Source organism: Streptomyces sp. NPDC088252 (assembly GCF_044740965.1).
Lineage (GTDB): Bacteria > Actinomycetota > Actinomycetes > Streptomycetales > Streptomycetaceae > Streptomyces.
Map to the genome: position 1 here is coordinate 180,504 of NZ_JBIURS010000006.1, position 17,529 is coordinate 198,032.

General features: G+C 70.1%; 13 protein-coding genes. 6 read left to right on the forward strand and 7 right to left on the reverse strand.

Annotated elements, in window-relative coordinates; genetic code table 11:
- Positions 1-67 precede the first annotated feature (67 nt).
- Positions 68-3,115 carry an NPCBM/NEW2 domain-containing protein gene (locus tag ACIOHC_RS14765; protein WP_401842914.1) on the forward strand — a complete coding sequence of 1,016 codons (3,048 nt, stop codon included), beginning with the start codon at positions 68-70 and terminating at the stop codon, positions 3,113-3,115.
- Positions 3,116-3,173: 58 nt separating this feature from the next.
- Here the strand turns inward: ACIOHC_RS14765 and ACIOHC_RS14770 are convergent, their stop codons facing one another.
- The gene (locus ACIOHC_RS14770) at positions 3,174-4,253 is read right to left on the reverse strand and encodes a PAC2 family protein (RefSeq protein WP_365693534.1); all 1,080 of its coding nucleotides are present in this window, start codon (positions 4,251-4,253) and stop codon (positions 3,174-3,176) included.
- A 255-nt stretch (positions 4,254-4,508) separates the two neighbouring features.
- On the opposite strand from ACIOHC_RS14770, the gene ACIOHC_RS14775 reads away from it, so the two are divergent.
- The 5 genes from ACIOHC_RS14775 (at position 4,509) to ACIOHC_RS14795 (ending at position 10,380) form a co-directional block, all read left to right on the forward strand.
- On the forward strand, positions 4,509-5,843 hold the full coding sequence (locus ACIOHC_RS14775; protein WP_351084186.1) for an L-fuconate dehydratase: 1,335 nt from the start codon (positions 4,509-4,511) through the stop codon (positions 5,841-5,843).
- Positions 5,840-6,619 (forward strand): SDR family oxidoreductase, encoded by a 780-nt coding sequence (locus tag ACIOHC_RS14780; RefSeq protein WP_351084185.1) that lies wholly within the window; start codon positions 5,840-5,842, stop codon positions 6,617-6,619. Before ACIOHC_RS14775 ends, ACIOHC_RS14780 begins: the two co-directional genes overlap by 4 nt.
- 145 nt (positions 6,620-6,764) lie before the next feature.
- Entirely contained in the window at positions 6,765-7,805 is a 1,041-nt protein-coding gene (locus ACIOHC_RS14785; protein WP_365693538.1) for a sugar ABC transporter substrate-binding protein, read from the forward strand.
- Positions 7,806-7,807: 2 nt separating this feature from the next.
- Entirely contained in the window at positions 7,808-9,331 is a 1,524-nt protein-coding gene (locus ACIOHC_RS14790) for a sugar ABC transporter ATP-binding protein (protein ID WP_365693540.1), read from the forward strand.
- Complete coding sequence (locus ACIOHC_RS14795; RefSeq protein ID WP_351084180.1) at positions 9,328-10,380, forward strand: ABC transporter permease; 1,053 nt, start codon at positions 9,328-9,330, stop codon at positions 10,378-10,380. The genes ACIOHC_RS14790 and ACIOHC_RS14795 overlap by 4 nt, the downstream gene beginning before the upstream one ends.
- 112 nt (positions 10,381-10,492) lie before the next feature.
- Here ACIOHC_RS14795 and ACIOHC_RS14800 read toward each other — a convergent pair whose 3' ends face one another.
- The 6 genes from ACIOHC_RS14800 to ACIOHC_RS14825 all read right to left on the reverse strand — a co-directional run bounded on the left by ACIOHC_RS14800 (position 10,493) and on the right by ACIOHC_RS14825 (position 17,491).
- Positions 10,493-11,164: a FadR/GntR family transcriptional regulator gene (locus ACIOHC_RS14800; protein ID WP_351086597.1), complete on the reverse strand. Its 672-nt coding sequence runs from the start codon at positions 11,162-11,164 to the stop codon at positions 10,493-10,495.
- A 139-nt stretch (positions 11,165-11,303) separates the two neighbouring features.
- Positions 11,304-12,362, reverse strand: coding sequence for an LLM class flavin-dependent oxidoreductase (locus ACIOHC_RS14805; protein WP_401842918.1), 1,059 nt, complete (start codon positions 12,360-12,362; stop codon positions 11,304-11,306).
- Between the two features lie 136 nt (positions 12,363-12,498).
- Positions 12,499-14,109: a glycerol-3-phosphate dehydrogenase/oxidase gene (locus ACIOHC_RS14810; RefSeq protein ID WP_351086593.1), complete on the reverse strand. Its 1,611-nt coding sequence runs from the start codon at positions 14,107-14,109 to the stop codon at positions 12,499-12,501.
- Between the two features lie 5 nt (positions 14,110-14,114).
- Positions 14,115-15,641 carry a glycerol kinase GlpK gene (gene glpK / locus ACIOHC_RS14815; RefSeq protein WP_351086591.1) on the reverse strand — a complete coding sequence of 509 codons (1,527 nt, stop codon included), beginning with the start codon at positions 15,639-15,641 and terminating at the stop codon, positions 14,115-14,117.
- Between the two features lie 56 nt (positions 15,642-15,697).
- A complete protein-coding gene (locus tag ACIOHC_RS14820; RefSeq protein ID WP_351086589.1) occupies positions 15,698-16,489 on the reverse strand; it encodes an MIP/aquaporin family protein in 792 nt (263 codons plus the stop codon).
- Positions 16,490-16,726: 237 nt separating this feature from the next.
- Positions 16,727-17,491, reverse strand: coding sequence for an IclR family transcriptional regulator (locus tag ACIOHC_RS14825; RefSeq protein ID WP_351086587.1), 765 nt, complete (start codon positions 17,489-17,491; stop codon positions 16,727-16,729).
- Positions 17,492-17,529: the final 38 nt, after the last annotated feature.

Genomic DNA, 17,529 nt, shown 5'->3' on the forward strand with positions numbered 1-17,529 from the left:
GACGAAGTTCAGGGCCGGTTCCGTTTTGTCCATGGTCAAGTGCTCGATGTTGCGCTAAAAGCGCTCTATGCAATCATCAATGAGCATCAGAACGGCGGCAGTTGCAGCCTTGCTGGGGCTGCTCGCCGTCCTCGCGGGGCCCGGTGCCGCCCAGGCCGGCGCCGCCGAACCGGACACCACCACGGTCGGCGACCTCACCGGATTCTCCGCCGACGGTCCCGTCTACCGCCTGAGGGCCGGCACCGCCGAGGCCCGGGTCAGCTTCGTCTCCGACGAGACCTTCCGGATCGAACTCGCCCCGGACGGCGCGTTCTCCGACCCCACCGGCGACGACATCGTCCTGCCGCAGGGCACCCCGCCGCGCACCCGGTGGAAGGAGCGGGGCGACCGCTACGAACTCTCCACCGGCAGCGTCACCCTGCGCGCCTACAAGTCACCCCTGCGCTTCGCGCTGTACCGCGCGGACGGCACCCGGGTCTGGTCCGAGGCCAAGGGGCTGAGCTGGGACGGGAAGCAGACCACCCAGACCCTGGCCCGCGGCGCCGACGAGCAGTTCTACGGTGCCGGGATGCAGAACGGACGCGGCAACACCTCGCACCGCGACAAGACCGTCGAGGTGGGCGTCGACTACAACTGGGACGACGGCGGCCACCCCAACTCGGTGCCGTTCTACCTCTCCTCGGCTGGGTACGGCGTCTTCCGCAACACCTACGCGCCGAACACGTACGCCTTCACCGACCCGGTGACCACCACGGCGAAGGAGAAGCGTTTCGACGCCTACTACTTCGCGGGCGACAGCACCAAGGACGTCATCGGCCAGTACACGAAGCTCACCGGCAAGCCCTTCCTGCCGCCCGTGTACGGCATGGAGATCGGCGACGCGGACTGCTACCTCCACAACGCCAACCGCGGTGAGCGCCGCACCCTGGACTCCCTGAAGGTCGCCGACGGCTACGTCGAGCACGACATGCCGAACGGCTGGATGCTCGTCAACGACGGCTACGGCTGCGGCCACGAGAACCTCGCCGAGACCGCCAAGGGCCTCCAGGACCGCGGCATGCAGCTCGGCCTGTGGACCGAGGACGGCATCGACAAGATCGCCGACCAGGTCAAGGCGGGCCAGCGGGTCGCCAAACTGGACGTCGCCTGGGTCGGCTCGGGCTACAAGTTCGCGCTCGACGGCTGCAAGGACGCGTACCAGGGCATCGAGGACAACAGCGACGCCCGCGGCTTCACCTACGCCCCGGAGAGCTGGTCGGGCGCGCAGCGCTGCGGTGTCCAGTGGTCCGGCGACCAGTACGGCACCTGGGACTACATCCGCTGGCAGATCCCGACCTACGCGGGCGCCACGATGTCCGGTCTCGCCTACACCACCGGCGACGTCGACGGCATCTTCGGCGGCAGCGCCAAGACGTACACCCGTGATCTCCAGTGGAAGATGTTCCTCGGCACCACGATGACCATGGACGGCTGGGCGGCCAGCGACAAGCAGCCCTTCCGGTACGGGGAGCCGTACACCTCCATCAACCGCGACTACCTCAAGCTCAAGGAGTCGCTGCTGCCCTACCAGTACTCCTACGCGCACGAGGCGACGAAGACCGGCGTCGGCATGGTCCGGCCCCTGGTCCTCGAATACCCGGACGACCCGAAGGCGGCGACGGACGCGGCGAAGTACGAGTTCATGTCCGGCGAGGACTTCCTCGTGGCGCCGGTCTACCAGGACGGCACCGAGCGCAACGGCATCTATCTGCCGAAGGGCACCTGGACCGACTACTGGAGCGGTCGCACCTACGAGGGGCCGACCACCCTCGACCACTACAGCGCTCCGCTCGACACCCTGCCGCTGTTCGTCAAGGGGGGTGCCAGTGTGCCGATGTGGCCGGGCATCCGCTCGTACCGGGACCGCACCGCCGACTCGCCGCTCGCCTGGGACATCTACCCGCAGGGCACGTCGTCCTTCACGCTGTACGAGGACGACGGCGTCACCCGGCAGCATCGCGACGGCAAGTACGCCACGCAGACCGCCGAGGTGAAGGCGCCGCTGCGGGGCGCGGGCGACATCACCGTGCGGATCGGCGCGAGCGAGGGGCAGTTCACCGGCAAGCAGCGCACCCGTCCGTACGAGTTCAGCGTGCACACCGGCTCCGCGCCGAGCGCGGTGCAGCTCGGCGGCAAGCTGCCCCGGCTGACTTCGGCGGCCGCGTACAAGGCGGCGAAGCAGGGCTGGTGGTACGACCAGGACGACCGCGGCGGTGTCGTGAAGATCAAGACCCTGCCGCTCCCCACCGACAAGAAGTTCTCCGTGAAGCTGCGCGGGACGAGCGCGGTCGGCGGGCGGAACGCGGCGGCCACGGCCGTCGTCTCCGCGCCGGCCGGGCAGGAGATCGGTGCCGGGACCGAGGGCGCCGTCGCCGTCGATGTCACCGCGGGCGACGCCGATGTGACGGACGCCGCGGTCACCCTGGACGTCCCCGAGGGCTGGCAGGTCGCGCGGCCCGCGACCGTGGACCGGATCCCGGCGGGCACCACCCGGCGGGTCGAGGTGTCGGTCACCCCGGCGAAGGACGCCACGGCGGGGGAGGCGCGGCTCACCGCACTCTCCCGGTACCGGGCGGCCGGCGAATCCCGCACCGCCGCCCAGCGGTTCGCGGCCGGAGTGATGCCACCGCCGCCCACCGGTGAGGTGTGGGCGAGCGACATGGTGTGGCTGAAGTCCGTCAACGGCTACGGCCCCGCCGAGCGGGACCGCAGCAACGGCGAGTCGGGCGCGGCCGACGGACACCGGCTGACCCTCGCGGGCAAGACGTACGAGAAGGGCATCGGCACCCATGCCGACTCCGACATCGAGGTCTACCTCGGTGGGCGCTGCACCGCCTTCACTGCGGACGTCGGGATCGACGACGAGATCAACGGCTACGGCGAAGTGGCGTTCTCCGTCGAGGCGGACGGCAAGGTCCTGTGGACCTCGCCGAAGGTGACGGGGGCGTCGGCGACCGTACCGGTCGAGGTGAAGCTCGACGGTGCGCGCCATGTGCACCTGAAGGTCACGGACACCAATGGGTCCAAGACCGGTGACCACGGGGACTGGGCCGCGGCGCGGTTCACCTGTTCCTGAACGACCCGCACCGCACAGGAGCGCCGGGCGTGCGTCCGCCCGGCGCTCCGCGGTCCCGTCAGTCCTCCGAGGAGTCCTCCGACGAATCCTGCGGGCCCTCGCCGTCGCCGTCTTCGTTCTCCTTGCCGGCCGCCCGCCGTCGGCCGGGTCCGCTCGTGGGTGGCGCCCCGGGACCGGGGGTACCGTCGGCATCGGGCCGGACCGGCTTCGGCGGACGGGTGCGACCGCTGGAGGTGTCGCGCAGATACGAGGCGTCCCCGCTCTCCGTAGCGTGCCCGCCGGGCGACTGTCCCGGTCCGACGTCCCTGCGGCGCAGATAGCGCTCGAACTCCCGGGCGATGGCCTCGCCGCTCGCCTCGGGAAGCTCCGCGGTGTCCCGGGCCTCCTCCAGCGTCTGCACATATTCCGCCACTTCGCTGTCCTCGGCGGCCAGTTGGTCGACACCGAGCTGCCAGGCGCGGGCGTCCTCCGGCAGTTCGCCCAGCGGGATACGCAGACCGATGAGGTCCTCCAGGCGGTTCAGCAGCGCGAGCGTCGCCTTCGGATTGGGCGGCTGCGACACATAGTGCGGCACCGCCGCCCACAGGCTCACCGCGGGAACGCCCGCGTGCGTGCAGGCCTCCTGGAGGATGCCGACGATGCCCGTCGGACCCTCGTACCTGGTCTCCTCCAGGTCCATGGTCCGCGCCAGATCCGGGTCGGAGGTCACCCCGCTGACCGGTACCGGTCGGGTGTGCGGGGTGTCGCCCAGCAGCGCGCCCAGGATCACCACCATCTCCACGCCCAGTTCATGGGCGAAGCCCAGGATCTCGTTGCAGAACGAGCGCCAGCGCATGGACGGCTCGATACCGCGGACCAGGACGAGATCGCGGGGCGTCTCCCCGCCGATACGGACCACGGAGAGGCGGGTGGTCGGCCAGGTGATCTTGCGTACCCCGCCGTCCAGCCAGACCGTCGGTCGGTTGACCTGGAAGTCGTAGTAGTCCTCGGCGTCAAGCGCCGCGAAGACCTCGCCCTTCCACTCCCGGTCCAGGTGCGCGACCGCCGTGGATGCGGCGTCACCCGCGTCGTTCCATCCCTCGAACGCGGCCACCATGACCGGGTCGATCAGCTCGGGAACCCCCTCGAGCTCGATCACCCAGGCCTCCTTCCGAAGTTCCCTTGCGTACGAACCAACCTTACGGCTTCCGGCCACTCCCGCCGCAGCCCCTGCGCACAGCCGGGTGAACCTGCTCCACGAGGGTGCATCACCGGTCGAATCGGGGCATGGTCTCTGGATACATCCGAGCTGTGTTCGGTCAATTTCGTACCAGCCCTGGACGTTGGGGCCCGCATGACGCTATACATCGGATGACCAGAACAGAGGTCCGATGTTATTCCCCTGGGGGCGCGCATGAGCCAGACCGTCACGGATTTCGAGGTCCACGACATCCGTTTTCCGACCTCGGAACAACTGGACGGCTCGGACGCCATGAACCCCGATCCCGACTATTCGGCCGCCTACGTCGTACTGCGTACCGAACCCCTGCACGACGGCGCGGTCTTCGAGGGACATGGCTTCTGCTTCACCATCGGGCGAGGCAACGAGGTGATGGCCGCCGCCATCGAGGCGCTGCGGCCGTATGTGGTCGGACGTCCGGCGCCGCGCACCGCGGCCGACCTCGCGGCACTGCACCGCGAGCTCACCCACGACTCCCAACTGCGCTGGCTCGGCCCCGAGAAGGGCGTGATGCACATGGCGGCCGGCGCGGTCGTCAACGCGGCCTGGGACCTCGCGGCGAAGCAGGCGGGCCGGCCCGTCTGGCAGTTCCTGGCCGAGATGACGCCCGAGGAGCTCGTCTCCCTCGTCGACTTCCGCTACCTCACCGACGCGCTCACCCCCGATGAGGCCCTCGCGATCCTGCGCGCCGCCGAACCGGGCCGCGCCGAGCGGGCCGAGCGGCTGCGCGCCGAGGGCTACCCGGCGTACACCACCTCCCCCGGCTGGCTGGGATACACCGACGAGAAGCTCGTCAGGCTGGCGAAGGAGGCCGTCGCCGACGGCTTCACCCAGATCAAGCTGAAGGTCGGCGGCGATCTCGGCGACGACGTCCGCAGGCTGGCCCTGGCCCGCGAGGCCGTCGGGCCCGACGTCCGGATCGCGGTCGACGCCAACCAGCGCTGGGACGTGGCCGACGCGGTGAAGTGGATGACCGCGCTCGCGCCGTACGAGCCGCACTGGATCGAGGAGCCGACCAGCCCCGACGACGTCCTCGGCCACGCCGCCGTCCGTGCCGGGCAGCCGGTCAAGGTCGCCACCGGCGAACACGTCGCCAACCGGGTCGTGTTCAAGCAGCTGCTGCAGGCCGGGGCCGTCGACTTCGTCCAGATCGACGCGGCACGTGTCGCCGGCGTCAACGAGAATCTGGCGATCCTGCTGCTCGCCGCGAAGTACGGCGTGCCGGTCTGCCCGCACGCGGGCGGTGTCGGGCTGTGCGAGCTGGTCCAGCACCTCTCGATGTTCGACTATGTGGCGGTCTCAGGAAGTCGGGAGAACCGTGTGATCGAGTACGTCGACCATCTCCACGAACATTTCGCCGACCCCACCGTGATCGAGTCGGGCCGCTACGCCGCCCCGAGTTCCCCGGGCTTCTCCGCCCGGATGCTCCCCGAGTCGATCGCCGCACACCGCTATCCGGAGGGCCCCGTATGGCAGGCCCGCCGCACCACCGAGGAGGCTGCCCGATGACCGGCACAAGCGACTTCGAGGGAATGAACGCCCTGGTGACGGGCGGTGCCTCCGGCATCGGCGCCGCCGTCGCGACCATGCTGCTGGCGCGTGGCGCGCAGGTGGCCGTACTCGACCGGGAGACCGCGGGCGCCCCCGAGGGCGTGCTGGCCGTCACGGCGGACGTCACCGACGACGACGCCGTGCGCGAGGCGGTCGACCGGGCCGCCGCCGAGCTCGGCGGCCTGCACACGCTCGTGTCCAACGCGGGCATCGGTTCCATCGGCACGGTCGAGGACAACGCCGACGAGGAGTGGACCCGGGTCCTGGACATCAACGTCCTCGGCATGGTCCGCACCGCCCGGCACGCCCTGCCCCATCTGCGCAGGGCGGCGGCCGACCGCCCCGGCGCCGTCTCGATCACCCAGACCTGCTCGATCGCCGCGACCGCCGGGCTGCCGCAGCGCGCCCTGTACAGCGCGAGCAAGGGCGCGGTCCTCTCGCTGACTCTCGCGATGGCCGCCGACCACGTCCGCGAGGGCGTCCGGGTCAACTGCGTCAACCCGGGCACGGCGGACACCCCGTGGATCGGGCGGCTGCTGGGCCAGGCCGACGACCCGGCCGCCGAGCGCGCGGCGCTCAACGCCCGCCAGCCGTTGGGACGGCTGGTCTCCGCCGACGAGGTGGCCGCCGCGATCGTCTATCTCGCCAGTCCCGGCGCCGCCTCGGTCACCGGCACGGCACTGGCCGTCGACGGCGGTATGCAGGGACTGCGCCTGCGCCCCGCCCAGAGCTGATCAGGGGCGCGCGGTCCCGGGCCTGTCCGGCCCTGATCCGCCGGACGGGCCCGAGCCGCATCACCGGGCCGCGCTCCCCGGCACCACGCACCCCTGCTTTGCCCACAGAGCTCCGAGCCGGTACTCCACAAAGGACGGGACACCAATGAGAGTGCGTACGACGAGTGCGGCAGCCTGCGCCGTACTGCTGGCCGTCACTGCCCTCGCGGGCTGCAACCGCGAATCCACCGCCGACGGCGCGGGCGGCGGAAAGGTCGGGATCGACCTGCCGCGCAGCGACAGCGACTTCTGGAACTCGTACCAGAACTACGTGGAGAAGGGGGTCGAGGCGGGCGAGGTCAAGGCGCTGCCGCTGACCAACTCGCAGAACGACATCGGCAAGCTGGTCGCCAACGTCCAGACCTTCACCGACCAGGGCGCCAAGGCCGTCGTGATGGCGCCCCAGGACACCGGTGCGATAGCCGAGTCGCTCAACACGCTGAACGAGAAGAAGATCCCGGTCGTCAGCGTCGACACCCGCCCCGACAAGGGCGACATCTACATGGTGGTGCGGGCCGACAACAAGGCGTACGGGACCAACGCCTGCAAGTACCTCGGCGAGCAGCTGAAGGGCAAGGGCAAGGTCGTCGAGTTCCAGGGCGACCTGTCCTCGATCAACGGCCGGGACCGGTCGGAGGCGTTCAAGGCCTGCATGGACAAGGACTTCCCCGGCATCAAGGTCTTCGAGCTGGCCACCGACTGGAAGGGCGACGTCGCCTCCGCCAAGCTCCAGGCCACCCTGGCCGCCAACCCCGACATCAACGGCATCTACATGCAGGCCGGCGGGGTCTTCCTGCAGCCCACCCTCGCGCTCCTGGAGCAGAAGAAGCTGCTGAAGCCGGCCGGTACACCGGGCCACATCACGATCATCTCCAACGACGGCATCCCGGAGGAGTTCGACGCCATCAAGGCCGGGAAGATCGACGCCACGATCTCCCAGCCCGCCGACCTGTACGCGAAGTACGCGCTGTACTACGCCAAGGCGGCGCTGGACGGGAAGACCTTCAAGGTGGGCCCGACCGACCACGACTCGAACATCATTAAGATCCCGAACGGCCTGGAGGATCAGCTTCCGGCGCCGCTGGTGACCAAGGACAACGTCGACGACCCGAAGCTGTGGGCCAACCAGCTGGAGAAGAAGAGCTAGCCATGGACCAGGCACCACCACGCGCCGTACAGGCGGAAGGCGTTGTCAAACGCTTCGGGCCCACCGTGGCGCTCGACGGGGTCCGGCTCGCCGTGCGGCCCGGTGAGTCCCATGCCCTCGTCGGCCGCAACGGCGCGGGCAAGTCGACGCTGGTCGGCGTCCTGACCGGGCTCCACAAGGCGGACGCGGGCACGGTCACGTTCGGCGGGGAGCCCGCGCCCGCCTTCGGAGACACCACGGCCTGGCAGTCGAAGGTCGCCTGCGTCTACCAGAAGTCCATGGTCGTCCCCGATCTGACCGTCGCCGAGAACCTCTTCCTCAACCGGTTCGACGAAAACTCCCGCTGGATCAGCTGGGGGAGGCTCCGCAGGCGCGCGGAGCGGCTCCTGGCCGACTACGGCGTCCAGGTCGACCCCGGCACCCGGGCGCGCGATCTCGCCGTGGAGCAGAGGCAGTTCGTCGAGATCGCGCGGGCGCTGTCCTTCGGCGCCCGGCTGATCATCCTGGACGAGCCGACCGCCCAGCTCGACGCCCGCGGCATCGGGCGGCTCTTCGACAAGCTCAGGGAGCTGCAGAGCCAGGGAGTGGCGTTCCTCTTCATCTCCCACCATCTGCAGGAGGTGTACGAACTGTGCACGGCGGTCACCGTCTACCGCGACGCCCGCCATGTACTGACCGCACCGGTCGCCGACATCGCCAAGGCGGAACTGGTGGCGGCGATGACCGGCGAGCAGTCCGCCGGCGCCACCGCCTGGCACGCGGGCGCCGACGGCGCGGCGGTACGGGACGAGTCGGCCGCACCCGTCCTGCGTACTGAAGGGCTCACCCTGGAGGGCCAGTTCGAGCCACTCGACCTGGAGGTCCGTCCCGGTGAGGTGCTCGGCCTGGCAGGCTCCGCGGCCAGCGGCAACACGGCCCTGGGCGAGGTGCTGGCAGGCATGCGCAAGGCGGGCGGCGGCACGGTCCGGGTGCACGGCAGGGCCGTGCGCTCGGGCAGCGTGCCGCACGCGCTGGACGCCGGGATCGGCTACATCCCCGAGGACCGGCACGACCAGGGCCTCGTACTGGACCGCAGCGTCGCCGAGAACGCCACCCTCACGGTCACCGACCAGCTCGGCCCCTGGGGGACCGTACTGCCCTCCCGCACGAGGGAGTTCGCACGGTCGATGATCGCCTCGCTGGACATCAAGACACAGGGGCCCGAGCAGCCCGTCTCCGGGCTCTCCGGCGGCAACCAGCAGAAGGTGGTGGTCGCCCGCGCGCTGGCCCGCAGGCCCAGCGTGCTGGTGGCGGTCCGCCCCACCGCGGGTGTGGACATCAAGTCCAAGGACTCGCTGCTCGGGGTCGTACGGCGGGTGGCCGACGAGGGCGACGCCGCAGTGATCATCTCGGACGAACTGGACGATCTGCGGGTCTGTGACCGGGTGCTCGCCCTGTTCCACGGGCGCGTGGTCGCCACGTTCGCAAGCGGGTGGACCGACGGGGAACTCGTCGCCGCCATGGAAGGTGTGGGGGAAAGGGAATGACCGGCACGGTACGGCCCCCGGCGGCCGACGACATCGACGGAGGGCTGAAGGGCTCCCTGACGGGCGAGAGCCCGCTGGACCGGCTGAAGCTGATCCGGTGGAGCGACTTCTCCCTGGTACCGGTGATCCTGGTGCTGATGGTGATCGGGTTCATCGTCTCGCCGGTGTTCCTGACCTCCGAGAACCTGATCAGCGTCGTCCAGCAGTCCTCGGAGCTCAGTCTGCTGGTCCTGGGCCAGGCACTGATCCTGATCTGCGGACGGATGGACCTGTCGCTCGAGTCGACGATCGGCATCGCACCGGTCGTCGCGATGTGGCTGGTCCTGCCCGCCGAGGGCGGCCGCTTCGCGGGCCTGGGCCTGCTGCCCACCTGGTCGGCGATCCCGCTCTGTCTGCTGGTGGGCCTCGCCATCGGGGCGGTCAACGGCTTCCTGATGCTGAAGCTGCGGGTCAACGGCTTCATCGCCACGCTCGGCATGCTCACCATGCTGCGCGGCCTCCACATCGGCATCACCGAGGGCAAGTCCATCACCGACGTCCCGGAGTCCTTCCGCTACCTCGGCAAGAGCGAGTGGCTCGGCGCACCGGCCGCCGTCTGGATCTGCCTGGCCCTGTTCGCCGTCGGCGGCGCCGCGCTGGCCTGGCTGCGGCACGGCCGCTCGCTGTACGCCATCGGCGGCAATCCGGAGGCCGCGCGCGCAGCGGGCATCCGGGTGGACCGGGTCACCTGGATCGTGCTCGCGATCGGCGGTCTGCTGGCGGCCTTCGCGGGCATCCTCTACACCGGCCACTACGGATCGGTCGCCGCGACCCAGGGCAACGGCTGGATCTTCCAGGTGTTCGCCGCGGCGGTGATCGGCGGCATCAGCCTCAAGGGCGGTCGCGGCACCCTGTTCGGCGCGCTGACCGGTGTACTGACGCTCCAGCTGGTGGTCAATGTGATGACCCTCGGCGGTGTCCCGGCGCTCTGGAACCAGTTCCTCAACGGCGCGATCATCATCGTCGCCCTGGTCATCTCCCGCTTCGCGAGCGGAGAGAAGCAGGACTGAACGGGTCGGGTCCCGCCGCCGGCGTGCGAGACGCGCGGTCCGGGGCGGAGCCCGGCAACGGGGAAGGGGCGGACGGGGGGAACGCCCCGTCCGCCCCTTCCCCGTTGCCGCGCTACAGCGTCGACCGCAGCCACTGCTCCACGCTCGCCACATGCACCGTCGCCCAGGCCCGCGCCGCCTCCGCGTCCCGGTCCCGCAGCGCCGAGACGATCGCCCGGTGCTCGTGGAGCGTGCGGGTCACCGCGTCCTCCTGTGTCAGGCCGCGCCAGATCCGCGCCCGCGTCGTCGGCCCCGAGAGCCCGTCGAGCAGCGAGCAGAGCACCGAATTCCCGGACGACTGCACGATGCCGCGGTGGAACTCCAGATCGCTGGCGACCAGCTCCTCCACCGATGGCTGTGCGCCGAGGGCGTCCAACTGGGAGCTGAGCACGTCCAGTTGGGCCTCGCTGATCCGGGTGGCCGCCATCGCCGTCGCGGCCGGTTCCAGGATCCGGCGGACCGCGAGGAATTCGAGCACCGTGTCGTCGCGGTGGAAGTCCACCACGAAGCTCAGCGCCTCCAGCAGCAGCTGCGGATCGAGGCTGGTCACATACGTGCCGTCGCCCTGCCGCACATCGAGAATGCGGATCAGGGACAGGGCGCGCACCGCCTCCCTCAGGGAGTTGCGGGAGAGCCCCAGCTCCGCCGCGAGTTCGCTCTCCTTGGGGAGTCGGTCGCCGGGTCGGAGCGCACCCGAGACGATCATTCCCTTGATCTTCTCGATCGCCTCGTCGGTGACAGCCATGACGGTCCTCCTGGATCCGGACTGGAATCAGACATCCGATGTCTCTCCTCATTATGCGGGTCGGGGGAGCCGCATGAGCCAGGTCTGCCGCAGGTCGTCCCGGGCACGCGCCGGCCGGGCGGTCTTCGGGGCCGGCCGGTCAGTCCCAGAGTGCCGACGGCGCCTCACGCCGTACCACCGGGGCGATGTCCTCGGCGAACCGCTGCAGCGTCTCGATCTGCTCGGGGCGGCTCAGTCCGAAGCCGTCCACAGTGATCGACTGGAGGTCGTGCCCGTACACCTCGTGCCAGCCGAGGATCTTGTCGATGATCTGCTGCGGGCTGCCGATCAGCTGGGGCCCGTCCGCGATGGCCTCCTCGATGGTCCGGAACGGCGTGTTGTAGCCGGCCCGGCCCTCCAGATGCGGCCGGAAGGACTGCGCCACCTTCGCCTCGTACAGCTCCTTGTAGCGCTCCACCGCCTGCTGCGAGCCGTCGGCGATCAGCAGCCCGCCGGATCCCGCCGCCACGTGCGCGCGGGCCGGATCGTGTCCGTACGCCTCGAAACGCTCCCGGTAGTGGTCGACCAGCCGGGCATAGGCCGCACGGGGCTGGATGGCATTGGCGGTGAACAGCGGATCGCCGTGGCGCGCGGCCAGTTCGGGGGAGTTGAGGCTGGTGGCCGAGCCGTGCCAGATCCGCGGCGCCCCGGCGTACGGGCGGGGCAGGGTCGTCGTGTTCTTCAGCGCGGGCCGGAACTCGCCCTCCCAGTCGACGCCCTCCTCGGTCCAGAGCCTTCGCAGCAGCTCGTACTTCTCCTTCTGGAGATCCCACTGCCGCTCCTCGTCGAGCCCGAACAGGTCGAAGTGACCCGCCTCCGCGCCCTTCCCGACGACCAGTTCGATGCGGCCCCTGGAAATCTGGTCGAGCGTCGCGAAGTCCTCGGCCACCCGCACCGGATCGAGGATCGCGACGACCGTGACACCGGTCAGGAGACGGATGACGGACGTGCGGGCCGCCAGCGCGCCGAGCACCACGCTCGGGCTCGACGAGAGGTACGGACCGGCGTGCCGCTCGCCGATCGAGTACGCGTCGAAGCCGAGCCGCTCCGCGACGACCCCGCTTTCGATCACTTCCTCGAACCGGTCGGCGGGGGAGGGGAGTCGGTGACCGAGCGGGTGCGGGGCATGGCCGATGAGGGAGAGCACGGAAAACTTCATGGCTCAACTGTCCCCGCGCCGTATTGCACCCGTATGGCAGCCGTATGGCGCGTTCACCGCACGGCGAGCCGCCGGACATGAGGACGGACGAGGCGGCTCCAGCGCTGGAACCGCCCCGTCCGCGTGTCCGGCCCCGTCAGTCCCGGTCGCCGAGCACGGCCTCGACACCGGCCCGGATCTCGTCCGTCGCCAGGCCCCGGATCGTCAGCGTAGTCCGGCGGCGCAGCACGTCGTCCGCCGTCTCGGCCCACTCGTGGTCACGCGCGTAGGCGACCTGTGCCCAGATCTCCGGCGCGTCCGGGTGGATGCGCTCCGCCAGGGCCGGGTTCTCGTTCGCCAGCCGTGCGATGTCGAAGGAGAGCGAGCCGTAGTGCGTGGCGAGGTGCCGCGCCGTGTCGGCAGCCATCCGCGGGCCCGGCGTACCGCCGTCGATCAGCAGCCGGTGCGCCACCGCGTTCGGATTGGCGATGCCGGGCAGCGGGAGCTTCTTCGGCAGGTGCGACATCGGCTCCATGTCGTCCGCCAGAGGGTGCCCGGGGAGGGCGGCCAGCTTGTTCATCACCGTACGGCCGATGTGGCGGAAGGTCGTCCACTTGCCGCCCGCGACCGACAGCATGCCGCCGCGCCCCTCCGTCACGACCGTCTCGCGCTTGGCCTTGGACGTGTCGCCGGGACCGCCCGGCAGCACCCGCAGGCCCGCGAAGGAGTAGGTGATCAGATCGCGGGACAGCTGCTGGTCCCTGACGGAGAAGGCGGCCTCGTCCAGGATCTGCGCGGTGTCCTTCTCGGTGACCGCGACGTCCGCCGGATCGCCCTCGTACTCCTCGTCCGTCGTGCCGAGCAGCAGCATGTCCTCCCAGGGCAGGGCGAACGTGATGCGGTACTTGTCGATCGGGGTGGCCAGCGCGGCCTTCCACGGGCTGGTGCGCTTGAGCACCAGGTGCGCGCCCTTGGACAGACGGATCGAGGGCGCCGCGTTCGGGTCCTCCATCGCGCGCAGGTGATCCACCCACGGGCCGGTGGCGTTCAGCACGAGCCGGGCGTCGACGCCGAACTCCGTGCCGTCCGTGCGGTCCTCCAGGTCGGCGCCCGTCACCCGGCCCTTGGTGAAGCGCAGCCCGGTCACCGCCGCGTGATTGAGGACGACCGCGCCCGCGTCGACGGCCGCGCGGACCGTCATCAGCGCCATCCGGGCATCGTTCATCTGGTCGTCGCCGTACACCGCGACGGCCTTCAGATTGTCCGTGCGCAGCTCCGGCACATCGCGCTGCGCCTTCGCCGGGCTGATCACGTGCCCGACCCCGTCACCGAACGCGGAGAGTGCCGAGTACGCGAACACACCCGCACCGAGCTTGGCCGCGCCGTGCGGTCCGCCCTTGTAGACCGGCAGGTAGAAGGTGAGCGGGTTGGCCAGGTGGGGAGCCACCTGACGGGACACCGCGCGGCGCTCGAAGTGGTTCTCCGCGACCAGCTTCACCGCACCGGTCTGCAGGTAGCGCAGACCGCCGTGGAGCAGCTTGGAGGAGGCGGAGGAAGTGGCGCCGGCGAAGTCGCCGGCGTCCACCAGGGCCACCCGCAGCCCGGACTGCGCGGCGTGCCAGGCGGTGGAGATGCCCAGGATGCCGCCACCGATCACCAGGAGGTCGTACGCCGCCTCGGACAGCTGCTCCCGAGTCTCGGCGCGGCTCGGAAGGGAGCCGGAGGCCGGGTGTGTCCCGAGTGCCGGGACGCTCTGCAGGGTGGTCATGGTGATTACTCCTCGTCTTCGAGCCAGCCCATGGTCCGTTCCACGGCCTTGAGCCAGCTCTTGTACTCGCGGTCGCGGGTGTCCGCGGCCATGCGGGGTGTCCACTCGGCGGCCCGGCGCCAGTTGGCGCGCAGCGCGTCGGTGTCCGGCCAGAAGCCGACGGCCAGACCGGCGGCGTAGGCGGCGCCGAGGCAGGTCGTCTCGGCGACCATGGGCCGCACCACGGGTGCGTCCAGGAAGTCGGCGAGCGTCTGCATCAGCAAGTTGTTGGAGGTCATGCCGCCGTCGACCTTGAGGGCGGCGAGCTCGACACCGGAGTCCTTCGTCATGGCATCGGTGATCTCACGGGTCTGCCAGGCGGTGGCCTCCAGGACGGCACGGGCGATGTGCGCCTTGGTGACGTACCTGGTCAGACCGGCGATGACGCCGCGGGCGTCGGAACGCCAGTAGGGGGCGAAGAGGCCGGAGAACGCGGGCACGAAGTACGCGCCGCCGTTGTCCTCGACCGAGGAGGCCAGCGTCTCGATCTCGGCCGCGGACTTGATCAGACCCATCTGGTCGCGCATCCACTGCACCAGCGAGCCGGTGACGGCGATGGAGCCTTCCAGCGCGTAGACCGGCTTCTGGTCGCCGATCCGGTACCCGACGGTCGTCAGCAGTCCGTTGTACGAGTTGACGGGCGTCTCGCCGGTGTTCATGAGCATGAAGGTGCCGGTGCCGTACGTGGACTTGGCCTCGCCCTCGGAGAAGCAGGTCTGGCCGAAGAGGGCCGCCTGCTGGTCGCCGAGCGCGGAGGCGACCGGGACACCGGCCAGGACGCCGCCCTTGGCGGTGCCGTACACCTCGGCGGAGGAGCGGATCTCGGGCAGCACGGCCGCCGGGATCTCCATGGACGCGAGGATCTTGTCGTCCCAGGCCATCGAGTGCAGGTTCATCAGGAGGGTGCGCGAGGCGTTGGTGACATCGGTGACATGGACGCCGCCGTCGGTGCCGCCGGTCAGGTTCCAGATGACCCAGGAGTCCATGGTGCCGAAGAGGATGTCGCCGCGCTCGGCGCGCTCGCGCAGGCCCTCGACGTTGTCCAGCAGCCAGCGGGCCTTGGGGCCCGCGAAGTACGAGGCGAGCGGCAGACCGGTCTCGCGGCGGAAGCGGTCCTGGCCCACGTTGCGGCCGAGCTCCTTGCAGAGCGCGTCGGTGCGGGTGTCCTGCCAGACCAGGGCGTTGTGGACGGGCTCACCGGTGTTCTTGTCCCAGAGCAGCGTGGTCTCGCGCTGGTTGGTGATGCCGATCGCCTTCACGTCGGCGGCGGTGATGCCCGCCTTGACGATGGCGCCGGCGACGACCTCCTGGACGTTCTCCCAGATCTCGGTCGCGTCGTGTTCGACCCAGCCCGGCTTGGGGAAGATCTGTTCGTGCTCCTTCTGGTCGACGGAGACGATCCGGCCGTCCTTGTCGAAGACGATGCAGCGGCTGGAGGTGGTGCCCTGGTCGATGGCCGCGATGAACGGGCCGGTGGTGTGTGCGTCGGTCACGGTGTGCTCCCGGGAGTCTGTGTGGTCTGGAGGGTCACGGCTCTGTGCGTCACGGCTCAGGCGAAGGCGACGTTGTAGAGCCCGCCCGCGATCGCGCCGCCGATGAGCGGTCCGGCGACCGGGATCCAGGCATAGCCCCAGTCGGAACCGCCCTTGTTCGGCAGCGGCAGCAGCGCGTGCACGATACGCGGACCGAGGTCGCGAACCGGGTTGATCGCGTAACCCGTCGGGCCGCCGAGCGAGAGACCGATACCGACGACGACGAGAGCGGTGACCATGGCGCCGAGCGTGCCGAGGCCGTTCCCGTCGTTGTTGAGGCCCTGGGTGAGGATCGCCAGGACGAGCACGACGGTGGCGATCACCTCGGTGGCGAGGTTCTGCACGGCGTTGCGGATCTCGGGACCGGTGGAGAAGACGCCCAGGACCGGGCCCGCCTTCGGGGCGGAGGCCTGGTCGACCATGGCCTCTTCACCCGGCTGGGTGCCCGTGATCTCCGGATCCGTTAGATGCGCCCGGAACTGCCCGTAATACGTCAGCCAGACCAGTACGGCGCCGATCATCGCGCCGAGCAGCTGGGAGCCGAGGTACAGCGGTACGTCGCTCCACTTGGTGCCGCCCTCGATCGCGAGACCGATCGTGACCGCCGGGTTGAGATGCGCGCCGGAAACGCCACCGGCCAGATACGCGCCGGTCAGCACGGCGAAACCCCACCCGAAGGTGATGGCGAGCCAGCCGGCGTTCTGCGCCTTGGAGCGCTTGAGAGTGACGGCGGCACAGACACCACCGCCGAGCAGGATGAGTACGGCGGTACCTATGGTCTCGCCGATGAAGATGTCGGAGCTGGACACCCGCGACTCCTTTGTCCTTCGTCCAGGGAAGCCGAACCCCGGGTCCCTCCGGTGGTCCGCGCCCTCACGTGAGGGCGTTTTCCGGCCCTTGGCGCTGTCACACCCTAACGCGGATTTCCGTTAGCTGTTCGACAATGCCGACCGATGAACGGCAGTGTTTCTCCCAGGTGAATCAGGCGTCAAGGGTTGTGTGGCCTATAACTCGATTAACTCGATCGCCACCGCCGGCCGCGGCGGTCAGAAGGGCCGGGCGCCCAGGTCCCTGGAGACGGCGCGGGCGCAGTCGCGCACCGCGGCGATCAGCTCGGGGCGCAGCTTCCCGTCCGCGCAGACCCGCTCCACCGCCCCGGTCACGGCAACGGCGCCGACCGGCATCCGGCGCCGGTCGTGGATCGGGGCGGCCACCGCGGCCACGCCCTCCCAGGTCTCCTCCACGTCGGCCGCCCAGCCGCGCGCCCGGATCAGGTCGAGCATCGCCTCGAACTCCTCCGCGTCGGTGACGGTGTGCGGGGTGAAGGGCTGCCGCTCGGCCTCCAGGGCCTCGGTGTGCGCCACCGGGTCGTACGCCGCGAGCACCTTGCCCAGGGCCGTGGAGTGCAGTGGCTGCATGGCCCCGACCTCCAGGACCTGCCGGCTGTCGTCGGGCCGGAAGACGTGGTGGACGATGAGCACGCCCTGCTGGTGCAGGACTCCGAGGTGGGCGCTCTCGCCGCTGGAGCGGGCCAGGTCGTCCGTCCAGACGAGCGCGCGGGCCCGCAGCTCGTGTACGTCCAGGTAGCTGTTGCCCAGCCGCAGCAGCTCGGCGCCCAGCTGGTAGCGGCCGGACGCCGTGTCCTGTTCGACGAAGCCCTCGTGCTGGAGCGTGCGCAGGATGCCGTGTGCGGTGCCCTTGGCCAGGCCCAGTGAGGAGGCGATGTCGGACAGTCCCAGCCGACGCTCGCCACCTGCCAGCAGGCGCAGCATCGCCGCCGCCCGTTCCAGCGACTGGATGTTCTTGGCCATCGCGCCGTACTCCTCCACCTCGGTTCGACAATGCTGAA

What these genes read in the sequence shown, in the direction of transcription:
- ACIOHC_RS14765 (WP_401842914.1), top strand. Translation starts at nt 68, where the DNA reads ATGCAATCATCAATGAGCATCAGAACGGCGGCAGTTGCAGCCTTGCTG.
- ACIOHC_RS14785 (WP_365693538.1), top strand. Translation starts at nt 6,765, where the DNA reads ATGAGAGTGCGTACGACGAGTGCGGCAGCCTGCGCCGTACTGCTGGCC.
- ACIOHC_RS14825 (WP_351086587.1), bottom strand. Translation starts at nt 17,491, where the DNA reads ATGGCCAAGAACATCCAGTCGCTGGAACGGGCGGCGGCGATGCTGCGC.
- ACIOHC_RS14805 (WP_401842918.1), bottom strand. Translation starts at nt 12,362, where the DNA reads ATGAAGTTTTCCGTGCTCTCCCTCATCGGCCATGCCCCGCACCCGCTC.
- ACIOHC_RS14810 (WP_351086593.1), bottom strand. Translation starts at nt 14,109, where the DNA reads ATGACCACCCTGCAGAGCGTCCCGGCACTCGGGACACACCCGGCCTCC.
- ACIOHC_RS14800 (WP_351086597.1), bottom strand. Translation starts at nt 11,164, where the DNA reads ATGGCTGTCACCGACGAGGCGATCGAGAAGATCAAGGGAATGATCGTC.
- ACIOHC_RS14795 (WP_351084180.1), top strand. Translation starts at nt 9,328, where the DNA reads ATGACCGGCACGGTACGGCCCCCGGCGGCCGACGACATCGACGGAGGG.
- ACIOHC_RS14775 (WP_351084186.1), top strand. Translation starts at nt 4,509, where the DNA reads ATGAGCCAGACCGTCACGGATTTCGAGGTCCACGACATCCGTTTTCCG.
- ACIOHC_RS14790 (WP_365693540.1), top strand. Translation starts at nt 7,808, where the DNA reads ATGGACCAGGCACCACCACGCGCCGTACAGGCGGAAGGCGTTGTCAAA.
- ACIOHC_RS14780 (WP_351084185.1), top strand. Translation starts at nt 5,840, where the DNA reads ATGACCGGCACAAGCGACTTCGAGGGAATGAACGCCCTGGTGACGGGC.